This window comes from Bacillus sp. TL12 (assembly GCF_022625245.1).
GTDB lineage: Bacteria > Bacillota > Bacilli > Bacillales > Bacillaceae_G > Bacillus_A.
Genome location: NZ_JAJJBY010000161.1, coordinates 1 through 982 on the forward strand (window position 1 = coordinate 1; position 982 = coordinate 982).

Genomic DNA, 982 nt, shown 5'->3' on the forward strand with positions numbered 1-982 from the left:
TTCCCTATGGAGAAGTGGAAAGATATTATAAAAGTAAAATTGGGAAATGGTACAGAAAAGTGGAACGTGACGACAAGGAATCTGAAACATAAAAATCCGATAGGTTAGAGGAGGGGAAATATTGATTTTTTTATTTCGATTTGACAGCACGGAACATGGAATGGATTTTGTTTTAAATGAAAAAATTGCATCTGATATGTATCCTTTTTATGAAGAAATGCTAAAACCAATTGTTCACTCCACTTGTCAGGTGTTATCAAGATACAAACGATTTAGCAAGAGTAATACGATCATGACCAGTACGATTTTAGATAATAATCAACTGGAAGTTATGCTAAGTGAGGGATTAGGAGATTATATTGATGCCTATACAAAACATCAGGTTATCTTTGAAAACGCAAAATTAATTGCTGATATACTCATTGAAGTAATGGATCAACGGACGTTAGAAAGGAAATGAGGATGAAAAAGAAGGTATATGCTGTGCGAAAAGGGAGGCAAACTGGTATTTTCTATTCCTGGAAAGAATGTGAGGTGAATGTCAAAGGATATTCAGGTGCTGAGTACCGCTCTTTTCCTTCCAAAAAAGAAGCACAACACTATTTGTCATCCACCCTCGTTCAAAATAAAAAATGCCAGGCATCTGCTCCTTCTCCAAACATAAAAGAACAGCCCATAAAAATACATTCTTCGGGTATTTCGCAGGAGTCCATCGTAGAAGTCTATATTGATGGAAGCTATAACATGAAGCGAAAAATTGCAGGATACGGCTTAGTCATGATTGTTCAAAACCAGTTGTATTTAAAAGATTTCAGTGCCTATCCCTATTTAGATGTAACAACTACTCATAATGTTGGTGCTGAGCTCATGGGTGCAAGACGTGCGGTAGAACTAGCTTTAGCAAATGGCTGGAAACATATGATCTTATACTATGACTATACAGGTATTGAAAATTTCGCAACAAAAGCCTGGAGAGCTAAAA

The 982-nt window shown here is 36.3% G+C and carries 2 protein-coding genes; both read left to right on the forward strand.

The window, feature by feature from the left end:
• Nucleotides 1–121 precede the first annotated feature (121 nt).
• Complete coding sequence (locus tag LOK41_RS28220) at nucleotides 122–460, forward strand: hypothetical protein (protein ID WP_241819384.1); 339 nt, start codon at nucleotides 122–124, stop codon at nucleotides 458–460.
• Between the two features lie 2 nt (nucleotides 461–462).
• The coding region (locus tag LOK41_RS28225) for a ribonuclease H family protein (RefSeq protein ID WP_241819385.1) at nucleotides 463–982 on the forward strand (520 nt) is incomplete at its 3' end.